The following is a 1922-nucleotide window of genomic DNA, read 5'->3' as shown; positions in this document are numbered from 1 at the left end:
TCACCCGAGGAGCGCGCGCCGACGCCCGCCCCGCGGGGGGTCTGGGTGCGCACGGTGCCGGGTCGCGGCCGGCAGGGTGCGGGCGGGGGTCCCGACGTCGGGACGGCCGGCCGCAGGCATGCCGAACGTGCGCTGGTCAGCGACACATTCGACGGGACATGCGGCCGACACTACGTCGCGCGTCCCGCAGTTCGACACGGCCGTCTCACGATAAGAGACGAGGCGTCCACGGCGCGCGACGGGGCGGCGGTGCCCGCCGAGGCGCTCGCCGTGGCGCCCCCGCGCGCCGTCACCCGGACGGCCGACGAGGTCTGTCCGGGTTGCTCCCGAACCACAACGGTGTGACTTCTGGGACGTGTGTGACAGGTGTTCTCTTGTGGGAATCCTCCAGGTAGCGTCGCGAGCGTGCGCCACCCGGACCCCGTTGACGAGACCCCCGCCGCCCGCCTCGCGGCGCCTGTCGCCACGTGCACCGAGGCGGCACGTCGGCCCCTCGGCGGGCGTGCGCGCGGTCGGCTCGCGCTGCTGCCCGTCGGGCTGCTGACGCTCGGGCTGGTCGCCTCGCCCGCGGCCGCCGTGCCTTCGGACGACGACGTGCGCGACGCGCGCGCCGCCGTGGGGCAGGCGCAGCGCTCCGTCGCGCAGATGGAGGTCCGCCTCGCCGAGCTGGCGACCGCCGCCGAGTCCGCCGAGGTCGCGGTCCAGACCGCCGGCGAGACCTACACGCAGGCCGTGGCCGACGCCGATGCCGCCACGACGCGCGCGCAGGACGCCGCGGCCCGCTCGACCCAGGCCGCCGACGACGCCGAGCAGGCCCGCCAGCGCCTGGTCGCCCTGGCGCGTCAGCTCTCGCGCACCGGCGGCTCGGCCGACCTCATCGAGGCCGCGCTGTCCGCCGACGGGTTCCAGGACGTCGCCCGGCGCACGACGTCGCTCAACCAGGCCACCACCAAGGCCGACGAGGCGGTGCAGGAGTACCAGGCGGCGCTGCTGGTCGCCTCGACCATGGAGCGTCGTGCCGCGGCGGCGGCCACCGACGCCGCCGACGCGGCGACCGCGGCGCGTGACGCGCTGGCCGACGCCGAGCGCACCCAGTCCGACGCCACGGCCTCGCTGACCGCCGGGCAGCTCGAGCGCGACGAGCTGATCTCGTCGCTCGCCGCCGCGCGCCAGACCAGCGCCGAGGTCGAGCGGGCCCGTCAGGACGCCCTCGACGCCGAGCGACGTGCCCGCGCCGACGCCGCGGCCCAGACCGTGCGGACGCAGCCTCCCGCGGCCGCGCAGCCGGCCGCGGGGCAGCCCGCCGGCTCCGGCGCGGCCGCACCCGCGTCGCCGCCCGCCTCCGGCGGAGCGTCCGGTGCGGCGCCGGCCCCCGCGCCCGCGCCGGCTCCTGCACCCGCGCCGGCCCCTGCACCCGCTCCGGCTCCCGCGCCCGCACCCGCTCCGGCTCCCGCGCCGGCCCCCGCACCCGCTCCCGCGCCCTCGAGCCCGGGGCTCGGCAGCGGCTCGTCCCGCGGCTCGGCCGACTCCGGCGCCGCCGCGGTCGAGTGGGCGCGGTCCAAGGTCGGGCTGCCGTACGTGTGGGGCGGCAACGGCCCCGACGGCTTCGACTGCTCCGGCCTGACCGGCCAGGCGTGGAAGGCTGCGGGCGTCAGCATCAACCGGACGTCGCGCGACCAGTACCGCCAGGTGCTCAAGATCAGCTACGACCAGCTGCGTCCCGGCGACCTCGTCTTCTGGGCCAACGACACCAACGACCCGAGCACCATCTACCACGTCGCCATGTGGGTGGGCGGCGGGCAGATCGTCGAGGCGTCGCGTCCCGGCGTCCCCGTGCGCGTGACCTCGATGCGCTGGGGCAGCACGATGCCCTTCGCCGGCCGCGTCTGACGACGCGCTGAGGCGGGAGCCGCACCCGCCCG

Annotated in this window: 1 protein-coding gene; it reads left to right on the top strand. The window is 77.8% G+C overall.

Annotated features, from left to right (window positions below):
• The first annotated feature begins 405 nt into the window (after window positions 1-405).
• Window positions 406-1890: an NlpC/P60 family protein gene (locus ATM99_RS03155; protein WP_062101484.1), complete on the top strand. Its 1485-nt coding sequence runs from the start codon at window positions 406-408 to the stop codon at window positions 1888-1890.
• Window positions 1891-1922: the final 32 nt, after the last annotated feature.

This window comes from Cellulomonas sp. B6 (genome assembly GCF_001462455.1).
Taxonomy (GTDB): domain Bacteria; phylum Actinomycetota; class Actinomycetes; order Actinomycetales; family Cellulomonadaceae; genus Cellulomonas.
Note: the sequence above shows the minus strand (reverse complement) of the source record. Positions and strands in the feature narration are given on the sequence as shown.